Annotated in this window: 21 protein-coding genes; 13 read left to right on the forward strand and 8 right to left on the reverse strand. The window is 63.7% G+C overall.

The genetic code is table 11. The features are described from left to right. Positions 1 to 521 precede the first annotated feature (521 nt). The 12 genes from rpmB to Bravens_RS09980 all read left to right on the forward strand — a co-directional run bounded on the left by rpmB (position 522) and on the right by Bravens_RS09980 (position 12797). Entirely contained in the window at positions 522 to 758 is a 237-nt protein-coding gene (gene rpmB / locus Bravens_RS09925) for a 50S ribosomal protein L28 (RefSeq protein ID WP_019174295.1), read from the forward strand. Further along, on the forward strand, positions 758 to 925 hold the full coding sequence (gene rpmG, locus Bravens_RS09930; RefSeq protein ID WP_019174296.1) for a 50S ribosomal protein L33: 168 nt from the start codon (positions 758 to 760) through the stop codon (positions 923 to 925). The genes rpmB and rpmG overlap by 1 nt, the downstream gene beginning before the upstream one ends. 6 nt (positions 926 to 931) lie before the next feature. Beyond that, the gene (rpsN, locus tag Bravens_RS09935; protein WP_019174297.1) at positions 932 to 1237 is read left to right on the forward strand and encodes a 30S ribosomal protein S14; all 306 of its coding nucleotides are present in this window, start codon (positions 932 to 934) and stop codon (positions 1235 to 1237) included. A gap of 58 nt (positions 1238 to 1295) precedes the next feature. Further along, entirely contained in the window at positions 1296 to 1580 is a 285-nt protein-coding gene (locus tag Bravens_RS09940; protein ID WP_019174298.1) for an HU family DNA-binding protein, read from the forward strand. A 1201-nt stretch (positions 1581 to 2781) separates the two neighbouring features. After that, positions 2782 to 4479: a urocanate hydratase gene (gene hutU / locus Bravens_RS09945; RefSeq protein ID WP_062023048.1), complete on the forward strand. Its 1698-nt coding sequence runs from the start codon at positions 2782 to 2784 to the stop codon at positions 4477 to 4479. A 9-nt stretch (positions 4480 to 4488) separates the two neighbouring features. Beyond that, positions 4489 to 5697 (forward strand): imidazolonepropionase, encoded by a 1209-nt coding sequence (gene hutI / locus Bravens_RS09950; protein WP_062023051.1) that lies wholly within the window; start codon positions 4489 to 4491, stop codon positions 5695 to 5697. Then, positions 5694 to 7274, forward strand: a complete 1581-nt coding sequence (gene hutH, locus Bravens_RS09955; RefSeq protein WP_062023053.1) for a histidine ammonia-lyase — start codon at positions 5694 to 5696, stop codon at positions 7272 to 7274. The genes hutI and hutH overlap by 4 nt, the downstream gene beginning before the upstream one ends. After that, a complete protein-coding gene (locus Bravens_RS09960) occupies positions 7274 to 8491 on the forward strand; it encodes an allantoate amidohydrolase (protein ID WP_244878157.1) in 1218 nt (405 codons plus the stop codon). Before hutH ends, Bravens_RS09960 begins: the two co-directional genes overlap by 1 nt. Beyond that, the gene (locus tag Bravens_RS09965) at positions 8488 to 9876 is read left to right on the forward strand and encodes a formimidoylglutamate deiminase (protein ID WP_062023059.1); all 1389 of its coding nucleotides are present in this window, start codon (positions 8488 to 8490) and stop codon (positions 9874 to 9876) included. Before Bravens_RS09960 ends, Bravens_RS09965 begins: the two co-directional genes overlap by 4 nt. Before the next feature lies 1 nt (position 9877). After that, positions 9878 to 10624, forward strand: a complete 747-nt coding sequence (locus tag Bravens_RS09970) for an IclR family transcriptional regulator (protein WP_061944746.1) — start codon at positions 9878 to 9880, stop codon at positions 10622 to 10624. 255 nt (positions 10625 to 10879) lie between these two features. After that, on the forward strand, positions 10880 to 11587 hold the full coding sequence (locus Bravens_RS09975; RefSeq protein WP_062023062.1) for an IclR family transcriptional regulator: 708 nt from the start codon (positions 10880 to 10882) through the stop codon (positions 11585 to 11587). A 16-nt stretch (positions 11588 to 11603) separates the two neighbouring features. Next, complete coding sequence (locus tag Bravens_RS09980) at positions 11604 to 12797, forward strand: hypothetical protein (RefSeq protein ID WP_062023065.1); 1194 nt, start codon at positions 11604 to 11606, stop codon at positions 12795 to 12797. A gap of 10 nt (positions 12798 to 12807) precedes the next feature. Here Bravens_RS09980 and Bravens_RS09985 read toward each other — a convergent pair whose 3' ends face one another. From Bravens_RS09985 to Bravens_RS10000, 4 genes are read right to left on the reverse strand one after another with little or no spacing between them, the layout of a single operon-like run. Beyond that, positions 12808 to 13461, reverse strand: a complete 654-nt coding sequence (locus tag Bravens_RS09985; RefSeq protein ID WP_062023068.1) for a DUF308 domain-containing protein — start codon at positions 13459 to 13461, stop codon at positions 12808 to 12810. Positions 13462 to 13475: 14 nt separating this feature from the next. After that, positions 13476 to 14243 carry a glutamate racemase gene (locus Bravens_RS09990; RefSeq protein ID WP_019174308.1) on the reverse strand — a complete coding sequence of 256 codons (768 nt, stop codon included), beginning with the start codon at positions 14241 to 14243 and terminating at the stop codon, positions 13476 to 13478. Beyond that, positions 14240 to 14986, reverse strand: coding sequence for an HAD domain-containing protein (locus tag Bravens_RS09995; protein ID WP_061944767.1), 747 nt, complete (start codon positions 14984 to 14986; stop codon positions 14240 to 14242). The genes Bravens_RS09990 and Bravens_RS09995 overlap by 4 nt, the downstream gene beginning before the upstream one ends. A gap of 53 nt (positions 14987 to 15039) precedes the next feature. Then, complete coding sequence (locus tag Bravens_RS10000; RefSeq protein WP_061944770.1) at positions 15040 to 15429, reverse strand: universal stress protein; 390 nt, start codon at positions 15427 to 15429, stop codon at positions 15040 to 15042. A 23-nt stretch (positions 15430 to 15452) separates the two neighbouring features. On the opposite strand from Bravens_RS10000, the gene Bravens_RS10005 reads away from it, so the two are divergent. Then, entirely contained in the window at positions 15453 to 16367 is a 915-nt protein-coding gene (locus Bravens_RS10005) for an inositol monophosphatase family protein (protein WP_062023071.1), read from the forward strand. 61 nt (positions 16368 to 16428) lie between these two features. On the opposite strand, the gene Bravens_RS10010 is transcribed toward Bravens_RS10005, so the two are convergent. Genes Bravens_RS10010 through Bravens_RS10025 form a run of 4 tightly spaced genes read right to left on the reverse strand, consistent with a single transcriptional unit; the run spans position 16429 to position 20246 of the window. Continuing rightward, positions 16429 to 17184, reverse strand: a complete 756-nt coding sequence (locus Bravens_RS10010; protein WP_062023072.1) for an iron ABC transporter ATP-binding protein — start codon at positions 17182 to 17184, stop codon at positions 16429 to 16431. Then, entirely contained in the window at positions 17181 to 18320 is a 1140-nt protein-coding gene (locus Bravens_RS10015) for an iron chelate uptake ABC transporter family permease subunit (protein ID WP_157452751.1), read from the reverse strand. The genes Bravens_RS10010 and Bravens_RS10015 overlap by 4 nt, the downstream gene beginning before the upstream one ends. Beyond that, entirely contained in the window at positions 18313 to 19266 is a 954-nt protein-coding gene (locus tag Bravens_RS10020; protein ID WP_062023075.1) for an ABC transporter permease, read from the reverse strand. Before Bravens_RS10020 ends, Bravens_RS10015 begins: the two co-directional genes overlap by 8 nt. Then, a complete protein-coding gene (locus Bravens_RS10025; protein ID WP_062023079.1) occupies positions 19263 to 20246 on the reverse strand; it encodes a siderophore ABC transporter substrate-binding protein in 984 nt (327 codons plus the stop codon). The genes Bravens_RS10020 and Bravens_RS10025 overlap by 4 nt, the downstream gene beginning before the upstream one ends. Positions 20247 to 20360 lie beyond the last annotated feature (114 nt).

The raw sequence follows: 20360 nt of genomic DNA on the forward strand, positions 1-20360 counted from the left end.
GATGGTCTTCTCCTTCTTCGACGCCGCTGCATAAGCCAGAGTGTCCGTCCTATTCATCCCATACCTGGCCTTCAATGACAATCCCTCACGATCCATACCCCATGGTCGCCATACACCCACAAATTTCACGGGGAAAAATACATGAGGCACGGCCCCTGTTCACCCGGGGACTTTCCATGAGTCTCGTCGCGATTTGGCGCATCGGCGCGCATCGGTTTAGAATAATTCCCTGTTGTGGCCGAATTGTGCCCCAACGCGCTCACACAGCGATGCTGAGCACAGGCCCTTCTCTCACAGGCCTGACACACGCTGGTGAGACATCGTCGGAACTAGGGACTATCCACCCCGAAGGTTTCGCACAAGCCCTTCACCGGGCAAAGAGCAACCACCGCTGTGTTCACGTCGGCGCGAACGCCGACAGGGGAACGAGCCCGGTGGAACTGTGAAGATGTCTCGGCGGCTGCCCTCACGCACTTAATGCGAGGACAACGCCGCCGGCAGAAGTCAACTGGAGGAGAGTCATGGCAGCAGTCTGCCAGGTAACCGGGGCCACCCCTGGTTTTGGGAACAACGTCTCCCACTCGAACCGCCGCACCCGTCGTCGGTTCGACATCAACATTCAGAAGAAGCGCTACTACGTGCCGTCGCTGCGCCGCAAGGTCACGCTGACGGTTTCGACCCGCGGCATCAAGGTCATTGACGCTCGCGGCATTGACGCTGTGGTCAACGAGCTCATCGCTAAGGGAGTGAAGCTCTGATGGCAAAAGCACAGGACGTACGCCCCATCATCAAGCTGAAGTCAACGGCCGGAACCGGTTACACCTACGTGACCAAGAAGAACCGCCGCAACACCCCCGACCGCATCGTCATGAAGAAGTACGACCCAGTGGTCCGCAAGCACGTCGAATTCCGCGAGGAGCGCTGATAGTCAATGGCTAAGAAGTCTAAGATCGCACGCGAAAAGCAGCGCCAGGCCATCGTCGAGCGCTACGCTGAACGCCGCGCCGAACTCAAGCGTCAGCTGGTTCACCCCGATTCCACCGACGAACAGCGCGAGGAAGCACGCCTGGGTCTGCAGAAGCTGCCCCGCGATGCTTCGCCGGTCCGTCTGCGCAACCGCGACCAGGTTGACGGTCGTCCGCGCGGTTACCTCCGCAAGTTCGGTGTTTCCCGTGTTCGCTTCCGGGAAATGGCCCACAAGGGCGAGCTTCCCGGCGTTACCAAGTCGAGCTGGTAAGGTTTTTCCTGTTCGTCTCGGTTATACCGAAACCTAAGTCCTAGAGGAGGACGTTCTTATGGCTAAGAACCGCAGCGAGCTTGTCGCAGAAGTTGCAGACAAGTCCGGCCTGACCCAGAAGCAGGTCTCCGACGTTCTCGATGGTGTCTTCGACGCCTTCGCAGATGTCGTCAGCAAGGGCGAAAAGCTCACCATCCCGGGCTGGCTGTCCGTTGAGCGCACCGAACGTGCCGCTCGCAAGGGCCGCAACCCGCAGACCGGCGAGGAAATCCAGATTCCCGCTGGCTACTCCGTGAAGCTTTCGGCTGGTTCGAAGCTCAAGGCTGCTGCAGGCAAGCCCTGATCAAGCAGACTGAGGACTTCAACGTTCTTTAGCTCTGACCGCAGCGCCTAGGTGCAGCGGCGAGCACTCGCGAGGGGATCCCGACGTTTGTCGGGGTCCCCTCGTTGTTTTGTGTGTGCGGTTTGGGGTGGGTTTGGTGGGGTGGTTGCTGGTTTGTGCTGCTTGTGCGCTGGAGGGGCTGCTGGTGGGGCTGCTGGATTCCTGGGGGTCATTTGGCGCTGGGGGCACCCGGTGGCCGGATTCTGCGCTTTAGGCACGAATCCACCCGTTAGCCGCAAGGGGACACCCGTTAGCCGGGATCTGCGCTTTAGCAGTAACTGCTAACGGGAGTTTTTGTTGCTAAAGCGTGGGTGGCTGCTGGGTAGCGCCGAGGTGTCAGGTTGGGCTGGCTGCTGGAAGTGGGCCGAGGTGCCGGGTCGCCGAGGTGGGTGCTGGTGGTCAGGGGAGCAGCGCCTCGTGTTTGTGGTGGGAGCGGGCTTGTTGCTGGCCGCGGGCACCCGGTGGCCGGATTCTGCGCTTTAGGCACGGATCCACCCGTTAGTCGCACGGGGGCACCCGTTAGCCGGGATATGCGCTTTAGCAGTAACTGCTAACGGGAGTTTTTGTTGCTAAGGCGTGGGTGGGTGCTGGTGGTCAGGGGAGCAGCGCCTCGTGTTTGTGGTGGGAGCGGGCTTGTTGCTAAAGCGTGGGTGGGTGCTGGAAGTGGGGCGACGCGTCGAGGCGTTTGGTCGGGTGGTTGCTGGTTTGTGCTGCTTGTGCGCTGGAGGGGCTGTTGTATCCGTGGGGGTCATTTGGTTTTGAGGACACCCGGTGGCCGGATTCTGCGCTTTAGGCACGGATCCACCCGTTAGCCGCAAGGGGACACCCGTTAGCCGGGATCTGCGCTTTAGCAGTGACTGCTAACGGGAGTTTTTGTTGCTAAGGCGTGGGTGGGTGCTGGAAGTGGGGCGAGGCGCCGAGGTGTCAGGTTGGGCTGGCTGCTGAAGGGAGTCTCCCCTCGGCTAAGGCGTGGATTCGTTGCTAACCGGTGTGCCCCAGCGCCTCACGCCGGGGCCGAACCTCGGCAGCGCGCCGCGAAAACACCCCGTAAGTGTTGTCCAACATATTGGACAACACTTACAGGCTTCGCTGGTTTACAGGGCTCGTAGAGGTTGACCATAAAAGGAGACAACCCCTACGAGCCCTTGGAGAGCCGACGACGATGTCCTACACCAGGCACGATCCCAGCCGCACAGTCCGTGCGCCCCGCGGTACGGAGATCACCGCACGCAGCTGGCAGACGGAAGCCGCGATGCGCATGCTCATGAACAACCTCGACCCCGAGGTTGCCGAAAGGCCCGAAGACCTCGTGGTCTACGGCGGAACTGGCAGAGCAGCCCGCAGCTGGGAAGCCTTTGACGCGATCGTCGATACTCTCAAAGAACTGCGCGAAGACGAAACTCTGCTCGTTCAGTCCGGCAAGCCCGTCGGAGTGCTCCGCACCCACGAATGGGCACCGCGCGTGCTGATTGCCAATTCAAACCTCGTGGGCGACTGGGCCAACTGGGAGCACTTCCGCAAGCTCGAAGCCGAAGGCCTCATGATGTACGGCCAGATGACCGCAGGTTCGTGGATCTACATCGCCACGCAGGGCATCCTCCAGGGCACCTACGAAACCTTCGCCGCTGTTGCCAACGAACACTTCGACGGCACACTCGCCGGCACGCTCACCGTCACCGCCGGGTGCGGCGGAATGGGCGGTGCCCAGCCGCTTTCAGTCACACTCAACGGAGGCGCGTGCCTCATCATCGACGTCGACCGGACCCGCATGGAGCGCCGCCAGGGCAAACGCTACCTCGACGAGGTTGTTTCGGACCTCGACGAAGCTCTCGACCTGGTTCTCGCAGCCAAAGCTGACAAGCGCGCCCTTTCTGTGGGTCTGGTGGGCAACGCGGCGGACATTCTGCCGGAGCTGCTGGACCGCGGTGTTGCCGTCGACATCGTGACCGACCAAACCTCAGCGCACGACCCCCTGTCCTACCTGCCGCTTGGTGTCAGCGTGGACGAATGGTCTGAAGAAGCCGAAGAGAACCCCGAAAAGTTCACCCTGCGCGCGCAGGAGTCGATGGCCAAGCACGTCGCCGCAATGGTCGGCTTCCAGGACAAGGGCGCGGTCGTGTTCGACTACGGCAACTCCATCCGCGATGAAGCCCGCAAGGCCGGTTATGACCGTGCCTTTGAGTTCCCCGGCTTTGTGCCCGCCTACATCCGACCGCTGTTCTGCGAGGGCCTCGGCCCCTTCCGCTGGGTCGCCCTGTCCGGAGATCCGGAAGATATTCGGGTGACTGACGAAGCACTCAAAGAGCTCTTCCCTGACAACGACCACCTGCACCGTTGGCTCGACGCCGCACAGGAGTACGTCGAGTTCGAAGGTCTGCCCGCCCGCATCTGCTGGCTGGGCTACCGGGAGCGCCACAAGGCGGGCCTGCTGTTCAACCAGCTGGTTGCCGACGGCAAAGTGTCGGCCCCCATCGTCATCGGCCGCGACCACCTGGATTCGGGCTCCGTGGCGAGCCCCTACCGCGAAACCGAAGCCATGCGCGACGGCTCGGATGCCGTGGCTGACTGGCCTTTGCTCAACGCCCTGGTCAACACCTCGTCGGGTGCCAGCTGGGTGTCCCTGCACCACGGGGGAGGTGTCGGCATGGGTCGATCTATTCACGCCGGCCAGGTCTCGGTTGCCGATGGCACGGAACTTGCCGCGCAGAAGCTCGAGCGTCTGCTGACGAACGACCCCGCGATGGGCGTCATCCGCCACGTGGATGCTGGCTACGAGCGCGCTCACAAGGTCGCCGCTGAGCGCGGGCTGTGGGTTCCCGCAGATGAAAATCTCAACCGCCGCGCCGAGCAGGACGCGTAGGCTGAAGTCATGACTTCTCTGCTTGTCACCGACATTGCTGAGCTCGTCACGAACGACCCGCACGCGCAGGACCTCCTGGGCGTGCGGCAGAACGCTGCGCTGCTCGTTGAGGACGGCACGGTGGCCTGGGTCGGCGACACCGGGCAGGCGCCGGCCGCGGACGAGGTGGTGCCTGCCTCAGGCCGCGCTGTCATCCCGGGTTTCGTCGACAGTCACAATCACTTGATCTTCGCGGGCGACCGCTCGGAGGAGTTCGCCGCCCGCATGGCCGGGCAGGCGTATTCGGCCGGCGGAATCGCCACCACGGTCAGCGCGACTCGCGAAGCTTCGGCCCAGCAGCTGGAGGACAACCTCGTTCGTCTGCTGCGGCAGGCGGAGCACAGCGGCACCACGACGTTTGAGATCAAGTCCGGCTACGGCCTGACGGTCGAAAGCGAACTCGAGGCGCTGCGCATTGCCCGCCGGCACACCGAGGAGACGACCCTCATGGCAGCCCACGTGGTGCCGGCCGAATACAAGGAAGCGCCGGATAACTACGTCGACCTCATCATCGATCAGATGATCCCGCGGGCAGCTCAGGAGGGCCTGGCCAAGTGGCTTGACGTGTTCTGTGAGGAAGGCGCCTTTGATATCGCGCAGACCCGCCGGATTGTCGACGCGGGGCTCGCCCACGGTCTGAAGCCTCGCCTGCACGCGAATCAGCTGAGCGATATGGGCGCCATGGCCCTGGCTGCTGAGGTCGGTGCGGTGTCGGCTGATCACGCGACTTTTGTCAGTGATGAGGACCTGGCTCGCATTGCCGAGGTGGGAACTGTGCTCACGCTGCTGCCCAGCATTGAGTTCTCTACTCGCCAGCCGTACCCGGATGTCCGCAGGTATCACGAGGCGGGGGTCACGGTGGCGATTGCATCTGACTGCAATCCGGGCAGCGGCTTTTCGAATTCGATTCCCTTCTGCATGGCCATTGCCGTACGCGATATGCACTTCACGGTCGAGCAGGCGCTGTGGTCGGCCACGGCCGGCGGTGCGCGCGCCCTGCAGCGGACCGATGTGGGTGCGCTGACCGTGGGCAGTCGGGCTGATTTCAGCATTCTGGATGCCCCGTCCTATCGGCATTTGGTCTACCGGCCCGGCGTGCAGCAGATCGCTGAGGTCTACCGCGCCGGCACACTCATCTCCTCGAACCCATCCCCATTCACATGTAAGGAGCTCCCGTGACGACTTCTGTCGCTCTTGATCCCCAGGCTCTGTCGTTTGCCGATGTCATAGCTGTTGCCCGGCACGGCGCACAGGTCACCATCCCCGATTCCGTTCTCGCCGATGTCGCAGAGGCCCGACGTGCGGTGGATGCTCTGGCCGCCCACCCGAAGCCCGTCTACGGAGTTTCGACCGGCTTCGGAGCGCTCGCACAGCGCCACATTCCGCACGAGAGCCGCGCGCAGCTGCAGAAGTCGCTCATCCGCTCCCACGCTGCGGGCATCGGCGACCCGGTAGAGGTCGAGGTGGTGCGTGCGCTCATGCTGCTGCGCGCCCGCACTCTGGCCACCGGGCGGACGGGTGTGAAGGTTGAGACCCTGCAGACCTATGTTGAGATTCTCAACGCCGGCATCACCCCGTGGGTGCATGAGCACGGTTCGCTCGGCTGTTCTGGTGACCTCGCCCCGCTGTCGGCGTGTGCGCTCGTGGTGATGGGCGAAGGGAAGGTGCACGGCCCGGACGGTGAGCCCGTCGATGCTGGCCCCGTCCTTGCCGAAGCCGGCATCACTCCGGTGCAGTTGGAGGAAAAGGAGGGCTTGGCGCTCGTCAATGGAACCGACGGGATGCTGGGCATGCTCATCCTTGCGCTGTACGACCTTGAAAAGCTTTTGACGACCGCTGATATCAGCGCGGCTATGTCTGTTGAGTCCCAGTTGGGCACCGACCAGGTGTTCAAGCCCGAACTGCACTACCCTCTGCGCCCACATCCGGGCCAGCGCACGAGTGCCGGCAATATGTTTGCGGCTCTGCAGGATTCCGAGATCATGGCCAGCCACCGGGATTCGGAGCATTTGGTGCAGGATGCGTATTCGCTCCGCTGTTCGCCGCAGGTGACCGGAGCCGCCCGGGATGCCGCAGTGTTTGCGGCGCAGGTGGCCGCACGCGAAATCCGGTCGGCGGTGGACAACCCGGTGGTTCTCCCGGACGGCACCGTGTCCTCCAATGGCAACTTCCACGGAGCTCCGCTTGCCCACCAGTTGGACTTCTTGGCGATTGTGGCTGCCGATGTCGCCTCAATTGCGGAGCGTCGCACGGATCGGGCGATGGACAAGACGCGCAATGAGGGCCTGCACTCGTTCTTGGCGCACGACCCGGGTGTGGATTCGGGTCTGATGATTGCGCATTACACGCAGGCGGCCATGGTGTCGGAATCCAAGCGACTGGCCACACCGGCGAGTGTTGATTCGATTCCGTCGTCGGCGATGCAGGAAGACCACGTGTCGATGGGGTGGGGTGCGGCCCGCAAACTGCGCCAGTCTTTGGACAACCTTGCGCGTGTTCTGGCAGTCGAAATCTATGCGGCAGCGCGGGCGGCGGATCTGCGTGACGCGGCCGCCAGCCCCGTGACCGGTGCTGTCATCAGCCTGCTGCGCGAAACCGTTCCCGGCCCCGGCTCGGACCGCTTCATGTCGCCCGAACTCGCGCAGACTGTTGAGCTTGTGACCAGCGGCGCTGTCCTCACCGCCGCTTCGGAAGCGGGAACGTTCGAGCACACGCTCGCGGATGTCGACGGCACGGTGCTCACCGGGGTCAGCTGATGTCGGTTCTGGGGCTTATGGCCGCAATCCGCGATGTCGGGCGCGACCCGTCCGGCTTGGGCTATCGGCGCTTCGGCTTCAGCCCTGAAGAGCGAACTCTGCGTGAATGGTTCATCGCCGAGTGCCGTAAGCGCGGCTTTGACGTCGAAATCGACTCCAATGGCATCACGTGGGCGTGGGTGACCGGGCCTGGGCCGAACGCCGTGGTCACCGGATCGCACCTGGACTCCGTCCCCGGCGGAGGCGAGTTCGACGGTCCGCTGGGTGTCGCCTCGGCCCTGGCTGCGGTCGACCAGCTGAAAGCCGATGGGCGCCTCGAACGGGCGGAAAGGCCCCTGGCGATTGCCGTGTTCCCCGAAGAGGAGGGCAGCCGCTTCGGCGTTGCCTGCCTGGGCTCGCGCCTGCTGACGGGAGCCATCGACCGTGACAGGGCGCTGGCACTCAAGGACGCCGACGGCGTGACGTTCGCCCAGGCGGCCAGCGCCTACGGCCTCACACCGGAGCACATGGGCGCTGACCGCGACCGCCTGAACCAAATCGGATCGTTCATCGAACTGCATGTCGAACAGGGCGTGGGGCTCATCAACACCGACCAGCCGGTGTCGATCGGCAGTTCGATCATCGGTCACGGCCGCTGGAACTTCCGGTTCACGGGGCAGGGCAACCACGCCGGAACAACCCCGATGAGCCACCGGGCTGACCCGGTTGCTGCGGCAAGTTCTGTGATCGGCGGGATTCCGCAGATCACCGGGGCACACAGCGGTTCTGTCGCCACGGTCGGCAGGACGCACATTCACCCCGGCGGGACGAACGTCATCGCCTCGTCCATGGACTTCTGGCTGGACATCCGCCACCCTGACGACACGGTTGTCGAGGCGGTGCTCGCCGACATCACCGACCGCGCCCAGGATGTTGCGGCGAGTGTTGAGGGGCTCACCGCCGAAGTGCGGCGCGAATCCTATTCGCCGACCGTGGACTTCCACGCAGCCCTCAACGACAGGCTGCAGGCGGTCTTGCCGAACGCACCGCGCATGCCGTCAGGAGCGGGCCACGACGCCGGCATTCTCGCCGCCCACGTGCCCTCGGCCATGCTCTACGTGCGCAACCCCACGGGTGTTTCCCACGCGCCGGAAGAGGCGTGCGAAGAATCCGACCAGATCGCCGGAGCGGCCGCCCTTGCCGATGTTCTGGCCGCGGAACTGAAAGCCACAGCATGAAGCTCTTCTTTCCGCGCGCCTACATAGACGGCGAAATCCGCACCGATGTCCTCGTCACGGCTGATGAGAGCGGCACCATCACCGCTGTCGAATGCGGCACCCCGCCCGCCCCGGAGCCAGCTGCCCCCGTGCCAGCTGCCTCCGTGCCAGCCGCCCCCGGCACCTCGCCCGGTTTCCCAACCGGCACCTCGTCAGAAGACATCCACGTCTTCACCGGCACGGCGTTCCCGGGTGCGCACAACGCGCACTCGCATGCCTTCCACCGCCTGCTGCGCGGCAGGACGCACGATGACGGGGGCACCTTCTGGACGTGGCGGCAGGAAATGTACGCGGCAGCTGCCTCCCTGACTCCGCAGCTGTACCGCGAAGTCGCCACGGCGGTGTTCGGGGAGATGATCGAGGCCGGCTACACCTCGGTCGGCGAGTTTCACTACGTCCACCACGCCCCGGACGGCACCGCCTACCCCGACCACGCCATGGAGCGCGCCTTGGCCGAAGCGGCAGCAACAGCCGGCATCCGCCTGGTCCTGCTGGACACGTGCTATCTGCAAGGCAGCATCGGCAAAGAGCTCGCACCCGAACAGGTGCGCTTCGGCGATGGCAGCATCGACGGGTACATGCGCAGGCACGCCAGTCTGCGCGAAGCACTTGCCGACTTCAGCCCGCTGGTCACCGTCGGTGCGGCCATCCACTCGGTGCGCGCCGTCGCCGCGGAAGACCTTCCGCGCTTTGCTGAACTCGATGGCCCCCTGCACATCCACCTGTCCGAACAGCCTGCCGAAAACGAACAGGCGCTCGCCGCCTACGGGAAGACCCCCACGCGGCTGCTCGCCGAGGCGGGGCTCCTGTCACCGCGCCTGTCGGCGGTGCACGCCACTCACCTGAGCGATGACGACATTCGGCTGCTGGGGGATGCCGGGGTGCACATCGTCATGTGCCCCACGACCGAGGCGGATCTCGCCGACGGGATCGGGCCGGCACGTGCGCTCGCGGACGCCGGAGCGGTCATCTGCCTGGGCTCTGACCAGCACGTTGTGCTGGACTCCATGCGGGAACTGCAGGCACTGGAAGCCGGTGAGCGGCTGGCATCGGGCCAGAGGGGACGCTTCAGCCCAGCCGAACTCATCACCGCCCTGACGCAGTCCGGGGCTTCGGCGTTGGGTCTGCGCTCTGGGATTGCGGTAGGGTGCCCAGCAGACATCGTCACTGTTGAGCACGCAAGTGTTCGCACCGCCGGTTCACGCGGAGAACAGGTGGTGATGTCGGCCACCGCTGCGGATATCAGCGCCGTCATCGTTGCCGGCCGGGTTCGCCGCTCTCGTCCTAAGGGCGCTGAACAGGATTCGCTGGGGAGGCTCTACGCACGGTTTTTCAAGGAGGAATAACGTGGCAGAAGTTCCGGCACTCAGGCGTTCCGTTGGGATTCTGCGCCATCTGGGCTCGTCATTGCGGCCCATCAGCGCCGGAGCTCTCGCACGCACCCTGGACATTCCCCGCTCCAGCCTGTACGACCTCCTGGCTGTTCTCGAAGAGCTCGACATGGTGCGCAAAGTCGACACCGGCTATGTGCTGGGCTCTGGTATCAGTGAACTCGACGCCGCGCACTCACGTCACGCGTCTCTGCAGCGGATTGCCCAGCCGGCTGCGCTCGAAACAGCTGAAGCGGCCGGCGGTTCCGTCCAGTTGGCGGTTCTGCGCGGCTGGGAGACGGTGTACCTGCTGAAGGAGTCAGCCAAGAGGGCGCCGCGGATCGTCACCGAGGCCGGCATCCGCATGCCCGCCTATCTCACCGCGACCGGCCGGGCGATCCTGTCCCGGCTGGAGAGGCGCGAGGTGGTGGCGATCTTCTCTTCTGAACTCGTCTTTGCGCAGCGCACGGGGCAGGGGCCTACGTCGCTGCGGGAACTCAACAGCGAATTGGCCGGTGTTCGCTCCCGCGGCTATTCGATTGAGCACGGTGAAATCAGCGACGGCATTTGGACTGTTGCCGCCCCCATTGTCGATGCCGCGGGCAGGCCGATTGCCGCATTCGGCATTTCGCTGCCCACTGATGACAGCGGGGAAGACCGTGAAAGGGAAGTCAGCGCCCTGGCAGTAGAAGCCGCTGAGGGAATCTCAGTGCGTCTGCGCTGAGCCTTTGCCCAGGAGCAGTTCTCCGCTGCGCACCGAAACAGCCGGCGGTGAGGAGAGTGGAAGCTTTGAAAAAATACGAATTCAGTACAGAATGGGTTTTTCGGACAGAATCACACGTTCACGAAGCGCACAGATACGTCTCATCTATCGCCGAGCCGGTTTTATGTCAGTGGTTATCGGTAGGCTGAGATTCGTAAGGGTGAACTTGGCGTCACCCGCTGCGCTGTAACAGGCGCATACGCAGAAAGGAGCAGAATGGCGGATGTCCCGGCTCTTCGGCGCGCAGTTGCGATGCTGCGCGCTGTTTCCCTCAGCAACGAGCCCATGAGCGCCGGACAGCTGTCACGGGAACTCGATATTCCCCGCTCCACCGTCTACGACATCCTTGCGGTCCTTGAAGAGCTCAACGTTGTCAGCAAGCGCAAGAACGGCTACGTGCCGGGGCCGGCGTCTACTGGCGTGGGTGCTGCGTATCTGCGCTCCGTGCCGTTGGTCAATGCGGCAGCTCCGGCCATGCGCGCGCTGGCAGACGCCATTGACGGCTGTGTCCACCTGTCCACGCTGCGCGGCAATGAAGCACAGATCCTCACGGCAGACCGCGGTCCTGACGCGCCCGCGTGCCCGTCGTGGCCCGGTGATGTGCAGCCGGTCGCAACATCAGCAGCCGGCCAGGCGATTCTGTCCTGCCTGCCCAAAGGTGCGATTGCCGGACTCATCGACGAACACCTGATGCCCAGGGTCCTGGAAGAGCTTCGCGCGGTTCGTCTGCGCGGCTATGCCATCGAACACTGCGACGATTCCAGCACGTGGACCATCAGCGCCGCTCTGCAGCCCAGATCAGGTTCGCTGGTTGCGGCCCTTTCCATCGTCCTGCCGGCCAACTACTGGAGTGCTGACAACGAACTGCGCGTTGCGAAAGCCCTCAAGCTCACCGTCAAGAGGCTTTCTGACCGTCTCAACTGACGGTTAGGGTTGTTTCGTGACTTTGCGACACGACCCTGCAGACGAGCCCTTCTTCCGTGAATGGAACGAAGCGCGCCGCCGTGAAAACGGAGGCCAGCGGACAATTACACGGTCCCGTAAGCGCTCAACCCTCCTGCAGGAACACCTGGGACTGCACCGGGGTCTTCCCGTCCCCGCCTGTCTCGCAGTCGGATCAAAGGGCAAAGGCACCGCGGTGGCGGCAGCAACCGCAACCCTGCACGCCGCGGGTCTGCGCGTGGGAACCATCACGAGCCCGCCGCTGCGCCACAATCGCGAACGCGTTCGCATTGACGGCCGCGCGATTTCCCAAGCGGACTACGAGGCGCTGTCCCAGCGGGCCGCCCGTGCGCTTGAGGCTCTGCCCTCCTCAGATGACGGCTATCTGCCGCCTTCGGGCATGTATACCCTCATTGGGCTGAGCTGGTTGCTGGATGCAGGGGTCGATGTCCTCGTCGTCGAGGAGGGCCTGGGCGGTCTGAGCGACGATGTTTCGCTGTTCTCCTACCCGGTTGTCGGGGTCACGCAGATCTTTGCGGAACACCTGGACGTTCTGGGCGGTTCGCTCGATGCTGTTGCGGCTGATCTGCTGGGAGTCATTGACGACGCCACAGAGCGGGTGGTGGCGTTTTCACCGCAGCCGCTCCAAGCACACAGCCGCCTGCCTGAGCACACAGACTTCGTTGAAACCGGCGCAACCCTGGAGCGCAATATCCGAGTAGGCGCCAAAACTGCGTGCAGTCTGCTGGAAGTCAGCTTCCCAGACCGGAAGCAGGCAGCCCTGCCGAATGCCGAAGAGCTCGTAGAAAAGCTGATTCTGCCGGGCCGCGCGTCCCTGCACACGGTCAGCGGGGCGCAGTGGTGCATCGACACGTCCATCAGCCCGGAAGGTGTGGCTGATATTCGTGCTCGCGCCGAAGGGATCCTGCGTCCCGGTTTTCGGGTGCTGGCTGCATTTCCGGATGTCAAAGACGTCGACGGCTGCATAGCCGAACTTGAGGGGCTGCCTGTGACATTCGTCGGTGCGGGCCGCGAATACCTCAACTACAGCCGATCACAGGCCGACACAACAACCCAGCAGGCAGTGCATAACGCCCAGGCCGCCGGCAGTGATGTGCTGGCGGTGGGCACGCAGTCCTTCGCCGGGGAACTGCTGGAAATCCTCGAAGCCGACACTGACCGCTGGTGGTGAGGAAGCCCGATCAGTCGTCGTCGACGACCTCGCCCTCGATCACCTGGGGGCCTTCACCTCGGCCGTTCCTGCCGCCTCGACCACCCGGGCCGCCGATCCGACCGGAAGCCGTCCACCCCTGAGCCTGCCCGTTCTGCGTGCGGAAGGCGCGGAAAGTCGTGGTGATCCGGCGGGCCAGCATCAAGCTGAGAACACCGTAGATGGCCAGCAGGAACGCGGCCAGGTACATGCCGATCGTGATGGTGTCAGCCGGGAAGACGGGCATGAGGAAACCGGCGAAGACCGCGGCAATGCCGAGCACCAGACCCAACCACCACGAGCGCACACCCAGGCTGCGCATGAGAACAGACACAAGGATGACACCCGCGCCGAACAGAACGGCCGCAATGCTCATAACCACCACGAGGAAGCCCAGAAGAGCATTGGGTGCCGCCAGAATCAGAATGCCGAGCAGCGCCGACAGGATCGTATGCCCCAAAGCCAGACCGGACTTGCGGCGCACTGAGGCGATCAGTGCAAGCGCGGCATCAGCCAAGAACCAGAAGCCCACCAGGTAGGAGAACACCACGGCACTGTGGCCTGGCCACACCACCAGAAGAATCGAAGCAATGAGCGCGAAGACGCCCTGCAGAACTAAGAACAGGTTGATCGGTCGGACTGCCACGGTAGATCCCTTCCTCACACAGCAATGTCCAAAAGCGCCTGACCGGCAGGGTATGCGCCGACTGCGGCCGGGAGTTCCCCCGGTCGTCCCGACAGGTACACGTGCCGCAGCCGGCCGGTGGGCTGAGCCTCGGGACTGGGCTTCAGTCCCAGTCGGTGCAGCGTTTGCTGGGCAACGGCGCCGTGCGAATCGTACAGCTGCCTGATGCCCGGGCGGGCGGCGCGAATGACGTCAGCCACCAGGCCGTAGTGGGTGCAGCCGAGCACAATGTCGGTAATGCCTTCGGGGGTGTCGGCCATTGCCTGGGCGACTGCCGCGCGAATGCTCACGGGGTCAGCCGCATCAATGGCCTGCGCCAGTCCGAAGGCCGCTGTTTGGTGAACGTCAAGACCGGCCGCAAACTTCCCGATCAGCTCATTTTGGTACTCACTGTTGGTGGTTGCCGGGGTTGCCCACACGGCGAACGGTCGGCCGGCTTCCGCGGCGGGTTTGATGGCCGGCACGGTGCCGATGATTGGGATCTTGAACTCTTTGCGCAGGGCTGGCAGCGCATTGACCGAGGCGGTGTTGCAGGCCACGACGATCGCATCGGGTTCGTGCTGGGCCAGGGTGCGGGCTGAAAACAGTGCGCGTTTGGTGACATCGGCACCGGACAGCCTGCCGTAGGGGGCGAAGTCAGGGTCCATGGCCAGTACAAGGTCGGCCTGCGGGGCGGCCCGGTGGATGGCGTGGGCGAACGCGGTGAGGCCCAAGCCGGAATCGAAGACGCCGATGGTGGTCATAGCCGCAGCTTTCTGGGTCGAGGTGTCAGCGAGTACGGGTTGTTCTGCGCTGTTCCGGCGGGGCTTTCTGGGTCGGGGCCGGCTGGGATGGATGCGCCGGCTGGGCTGGCGGCCGCGGTGCCGCTGGGGCCCGCGGGTCCGGTCGGTTCGGCGGCACCCGCGTGGCTGCCCGAGGTGCCTAGACCTGCGGGTGTCGTCCGGTGCGGAGTTCTGGGGGCGGGTGGGGTGAAGCGGCGCATCTGCTTAAAGTGCGCCTCTGTGAGCCCCGTACTGTATTCCGGGGCGATCATGAGCAGACGATCGCCGAAAAGCGTCGTGAAGTGCTCCAGGGTGGTGGTGTGGACGAGGTCGTCGTCAATCCAGATGGCGCGGTCGTCGGGATTGTCGCGTAGGAACTTTTCGACCGCTTTGGCTTTCCACCACGTGTGTGGGTCATCCGCGTAGTAGTTAAACGACGAATCCGGCATGGCTTCGACCGCATACCGGCGGGTGAATCCGAGCTTCGGTTCGATTTCCTCGGTGCACAGGTGCGACCACGTGGACAGCCACACCAGCTGGGCGTAGCGGCGGCGCAGAAAACGCTCCATGAGCTGCACAATGTGCGGTCGGTAGTGCAGTTCGTAGTTCCAAGCGTGAACAGCCCGACGCTTTTCCCGTTTGAACCGGGGTTCCGGCACGGGATAGGAGTTGAGAACGCCGTCGACGTCGAGAAAAATCCGCACGGGCGACTGGGCTTGGACCATAACTTCATGGTAGCCGTCGCCTTTGATTGAGCAGACAGCCCCGCCGTCGGCGTCTACGGTGTCGTCGTCAGCACGGGAACATCGGAGTCCAGCAGAATCCGCTGTGCCTGAGAGCCCAGAATGAACTTGCCGATCGCGCTGCGCTTGCGCAGACCGATCACAATCATGCTGGCATCGTTTTCTTTGGCGCACCGGTTGAGGGTTTCGACCAGGTTGTCTTCGTGTTCCGGCTGCAGAACCTCGGCTTCGACACCGGCTTTGCGGGCCTGCTCTTCCAGTGCCGCCGCTTCAGAAGCATCGAGGGTTGTCACTTCACTTGCCGCACCCAGCCGGGGAGAGTTCACCACGAGAGCGCGCACGCCGCGGGCCTTCGCCTCGGCAAAGCCCGCCTTGAGAGCAGCCTGACCTTCGGGGGAGGGGAGATAGCCGATGATGACCGTCATGTGCCCACTGTAACGTGGACTGCATGATCGATCCGCTGCTGGCGCTCGCCCGCGATGCCGCTTTCCTCGGGTGGTCGCGCATGGGCCTGTGGGCCTCGAAACTGTCCCGCGCACACGTTGAAGCCAAAGACGACCCCAACAACCTCGTCACCGAAGCCGACGCTGAAATCGAAGGCCTGGTGCGCGGTTACTTTGCCCGTTTCCGCCCGCAGGACACGGTCGTGGGCGAAGAATCCGCCGCACCCCTGAACGCCCACGAGGTGGAGGACGGTGCCGCTCTCCTGTCCGGTCTCGTGGTTCCCACCCTGGCAGAAGACCCGCAGTTCGCAGCGCGTCTACGTGAAGTCGAGCCTCTGGAATGGCACGTCGACCCGATCGACGGAACCGTCAACTTCGTGCGTGGACTGCCCGCCCACTGCATCTCTTTGGGTGCTCGTCGCCCCGACGACCGCCACCCGGCTGAAGGGCAGTGGGAAATCGGCTTCGTCGCAGCTCCCGTCCTGGACACCGTCTGGTACGCCCGCGCAGGTGCTGGGGCTTGGGTGCGCACAGGACTGCCGCAAGAAGCAGAACTGACGACCGGCGCCTCGGCGACCAGAATCAGCGGAACCCCGGCGGGACTGCCGGGAGCAGTTGCTGCGACCGGCTTCGGCTATGCGCCCGAAAGGCGCGCCGAACAGGTCAGCAGGCTCAGCCCCGTGCTGCAGGAGTTCGACGACGTCCGCCGCATGGGATCAGCCGCAATCGACGTCTGCCTAGCGGCGGAGGGGAAAGTCAACGCCTACTTCGAACGCGGTCTGGGAATCTACGACTGGGCTGGAGGGGCGATCATCGCCCGCGAAGCCGGCCTATACGTGCAGCTGCCCACAGACCGCAGCGAACCTGTCATCATCGCCGACACTGCCGAACGCATGGAGTTCCTGCGCCGCCACGCGTAAGGGACCGCGCGGCAGGGACAGTCCGGCGGTGTTTGTGCAGAGTTGATTGCGCGTTGGTCGGTCAGTAGTACACGGCCAGCGGACCGTGCGGGCCGTCGACAACCTGGACGGGAGTGTTGAACACGCGCGTGAGGACCTCGCTGCGCATGATCTCCTCCGGGGTGCCGAATTCGACAACCTGGCCCTCTTTGACAGCACAGATGCTGTCCGCGTAAGCGGCAGCGAAGTTGATGTCATGCAGCACGATGACGACCGTGCGACCCAGCTCATTTGCCACGCGGCGCAGGTGGCGCATCATGATGACCGAATGCTGCATGTCGAGGTTGTTCAGAGGCTCATCCAGCAGGACGTAGTCCGTTTCCTGCGCCAACACCATCGCCACATAGGCCCGCTGGCGCTGCCCGCCGGAAAGCTCATCGAGGTAGCGGCCTTCTAAACGGCTGAGTCCCAAGAAGTCGATGGCTTCGCTGATCGCGGTTTCGTCCTGCGGAGTCAAGCGGCCCTTGGAGTGGGGAAAGCGTCCGAAGCCCACCAGCTGACGGACCGTCAGGCGGGTTACGAAGTGGTTCTCCTGGCGCAGGATCGACACGATCTTCGCCAGTTCGTCGCTCTTGGTGGTCGTCACATCGTGGCCGCCAACCGTAATGTGGCCGGAGTCCATGGCCATGAGTCGACCGATCATCGTCAACAGGGTCGACTTGCCCGCACCGTTGGGGCCGACGAGTGCCGTAATGCCGTGCGCCGGAATCTCCAGGTCGACCGGACCGATGCAGACGTCATCAGCGTAATTCCGCGCGACGTCGGACAGGTTGATCACAGGCGCCCCTTTCGGAGGATGTAGACGAGGAAGAACGTGCCGCCGACGACTTCCATGATGATGCCCACACTGCCTTCGGCGTAGAACAGGTTCTTCAGAACAAAGTGCGAACCGGCCAGAATCACGTAGCCGACGAGCACACCCATGGGGAACAGCAGACGGTGGTCAAAGGTGTCCGCCAGCTGGTAGGTGATCATCGCGGTCAGAAAGCCGAAGAACGTCATCGGGCCGACCAGTGCGGTGGAAATCGCCATGAGAACGGCGATCATCAGCAGTGAGCCGATCAGCAGCCGCTTGTGGTCGAGCCCCAGGTTCACGGCGGCTTCCCGGCCGAGAGCCATGAGGTTGAGCTTGCGGCTGATGAACCACAGCCCGCCGCCGGCCAGCACCATCAGGGGCAGAACGTACGGCAGGTAGCGCGCGTCGGCGTTGGCGATCGAGCCGATGAGCCGAGCCGTGAGGACATCGAACTCACTCGGAGTCAGCAGTCGCTGCATAAAGGTGGACAGAGCGCCCAAACCGCCGCCCAGCACAAGGCCGATGAGCAGGGTGATCTGCAGATCGTGACCGGAAACATCGCGTTTGCCGCCGAAACCGCCCAACAGCCACCCGTAGAGCAGGCCTGCCATGGCGGTCATGATGGCAACCTGGGCCAAGAACGGCACGGCTCCGGTCAGCGCGGCCGTGCCGCTGGCGCCGAGGAAGAACACCGCCGCGGTCTGCACGAGCCGGTACAGGGATTCGAAGCCCATGATCGACGGGGTGAGAATGCGGTTGTTCGTCACCGTCTGGAAGGCAATCGTTGCGGTGGACTGTGCGAAGGCCACGACGGCAATGATGACCAGGGTGGAGGCGCGCAGCTTCGAAATGGCCCAAAAGCCCGGGTGGCTCATGGGGACGGGGCTCTTCCATGCGAGCGTGGCAGCCGTGATCGCAACGGCGAGTACGGCGAGTCCGATCATCATCAGCCAGTAGCGGCGCTTCTTTGCCTTGGTGGGAAGAGCGCCGGAAAAGCGCTCGGGGGCCGCCCGGAGGGAGTCGGCGACCAGGCACTCCTCAAACAGGATGGGGTGACCGGCGGGAAGGCGCTCATTGGCCGAAACCCGCGGAGGCAGGGAGCGGGGAGTGTCAGACACGAGACTTCTTCCTCAGCAGGAGAGCGATGAACACGACCGAGCCGACAACGCCCAGGATCAGGCTGACCGGAACTTCGAACGGGGCGATGATGATCCGCCCGATGATGTCAGACACGGTCACGGCGGCAATGCCCATGAGGGCCACCCACGGAAGATTGGAGCGCAGGTCGTCGCCGCGGAACATAGACACGATATTCGGGACCACCAGGCCGAGGAAAGGCAGGTTGCCGACGACGACCGTGACGACACCGGTCGCCAGTGCGACGAGCCCCGTGCCCAGCAGGATGACCCGGTTGTAGTTGATGCCGACGTTGACGGCCACGCTTTCGCCCAGCCCTACAACCGTGAAGCGGTCAGCGGCGATGAAGATCGCGACGGCGATTGCGACGATAATCCACAGCGGTTCGTACTGGCCTTTCAGCACCGAGGTGAAAGAGCCGGCAAACCAGATGCCGAGGCTCTGCAGCATGTCGGTTGCCAGGGCGATGTAGGTGGAGACCGCGCCGACGACCGCGCCGAGCATGAGCCCGACGATCGGCACGATGACGGACGAGCGCAGAGTCACTTGGCGCAGGAACGCGAAGAAGATGAGCGTTCCGATGAAGCTCATGATGATCGCCCCGGCCATCTTGACCAGCAGTCCAGAATCGGGGGCGATGATCATAGTGAGCAGCAGCCCGAGCCCCGCCCATTCGGTGGTTCCGGTGGTCGTCGGTTCGACAAAGCGGTTTTGGGTCATGAGCTGCATGACCAGGCCGCACATGGCCATGGCCGCACCGGAGAGCACGAGTGCAATGGTCCGGGGGACGCGCGTGATCGCGAACATTTCGGCACCGCCCTCGCCGAAGATGTCGAAGACGCCGACAAAAAGAGAAGCAACGACCAGCGCCGCAGTCAAGGCGACTGCGGCGCCGAATCGCCACGTGAGCAGGGCGGGGCGTGTCACTGCTTGCCGAATTCCTCCGCGAGGTTCTCAAGGACCTCGGTGTAGGTCTGGATGGATTCGTTGACGTAGGTGTCCTCCGGCATGTACAGCACGTGGCCTTCCTTGATGGCGGTCACGTTCTTCAGAGCGGCGGAGTTCGAAACGACGTCCTTTGCCGGGTGGTACTTTTCGCCGTCCTTCATGGTGATGGCGGCATCGCGGTCCATGACGATGATCCAATCAGGGTTGGACTTGGCGATCGCTTCAACGCTGACGTCATCGCCTTCGTGGTCTTCCGAGGCTTCCGGAACGTCAAGGGCGGGCTTCAGGCCGACCATGTCGAACAGCGGGCCGGCACCGCGGCCCTGGGAGGGAGCGGAGTAGTTGAGGTTGCCGCCGGTGGAGATGAGCCCCATGACGGTTTCGTCCTTGTTGTAGCTGTCCTTGGCTGCCTTTTCGGCGTCCTCGAACTTCTGGACGAGTTCGTCAGCCTCTTTTTCCTTGCCGAAGATTTCGCCCAGAGCGGTGGTCTGGCGCTTGAATTCTTCGTCCAGGGGCTTGCCGTCGCGCGGTTCGAGGTCGACGATCGGGGTGTCTCCGGCGAGCTCCTTGATCTTGTCGGTGTGCTGGGTGAAGCGCTGACCGGTGATGATCACGTCAGGTTCAGCGGCCACGATCGCTTCGAGGTCGGGTTCGCGGTGGTTGCCCAGGTCGACGACAGATTCGTCTTCGCGCAGCTCCAGCGATTTCGGAACAATCTTGCGCGGCGCGGCGACGGGCTTGATGTCCCAGTCTTCGAGCGTCTGGAAGGAGCGGTTGTCCAGGGCGACAACCTTCTTCGGGTTCTTCGGAACCTCGACGGTGCCGTCGTTCGTTTCAATGCTGACGGTTTCAGCGCTGCCGGATTCGCTGTTTTCAGCGGTACCGGAGCCGCATGCAGCAAGGGTCAGTGCGAGGGAGCTCGCACCGATGAGTGCGGCGAGGCGTCGTGCAGTCTTCATGCTGTTTCTTTCGTGTATGCGTCGGGAAGTTGAAGATTAGGTAAGGCTTACCTAAAGGGCCCGAACACAGCATAGGGGAAGTATTTGCGAAAGAAAAGTCTAGCTTAATGGCCG

Source organism: Brevibacterium ravenspurgense, assembly GCF_001584615.1.
Classification (GTDB): Bacteria; Actinomycetota; Actinomycetes; order Actinomycetales; family Brevibacteriaceae; genus Brevibacterium; species Brevibacterium ravenspurgense.